This is a genomic window from Stenotrophomonas sp. Ste96, from assembly GCF_024519495.1.
Lineage (GTDB): Bacteria > Pseudomonadota > Gammaproteobacteria > Xanthomonadales > Xanthomonadaceae > Stenotrophomonas > Stenotrophomonas bentonitica_A.
The window spans coordinates 1-429 of sequence record NZ_JALJRX010000053.1 but is presented as its reverse complement, the minus strand read 5'-3'; the positions used below and the strand labels follow the sequence as shown (position 1 = coordinate 429).

Sequence of the window (429 nt, the reverse complement as noted above, 5' to 3'; positions counted from 1 at the left end):
CCAAGAAGGACTCGATGGGCATGGACTATGTTCCGGTTTATGCCGACGACACGCCACCAGCGGCGCCGGGCACGGTGGTGATGCCACCCGACAAAGTGCAGGCGCTGGGCGTGCGCACCGAAGCGGTCAAGCGCGGGGCCCTGGCCAGCACCGTGCGCGCCAGCGGCACGGTCGAGGTCGACGAGACCCGGCTATACGCAATCGCGCCGCGCTTCGAAGGCTGGGTGGAGCGGCTGTACGCAAACCAGACCGGTATGCGGGTCCGTGCCGGGCAGCCACTGCTCTCCGTCTATAGCCCGCAGCTGGCTGCGGCGCAGCAGGAATATCGGCTGGCCGACGAAACTGCCCGAAGGCTGGCCGATTCTGATCCCGCCAGCGCGGTGTCGATGGTCCGTCTGCGCGATGCCGCCCGCACCCGCCTGCGCAACT

General features: G+C 68.5%; 1 protein-coding gene. It reads left to right on the top strand.

From position 1 onward, the window contains the following. Positions 1–20: 20 nt before the first annotated feature. A partial coding sequence (locus OC373_RS18925) for an efflux RND transporter periplasmic adaptor subunit (protein ID WP_261998287.1) occupies positions 21–429 on the top strand: 409 nt, incomplete at its 3' end.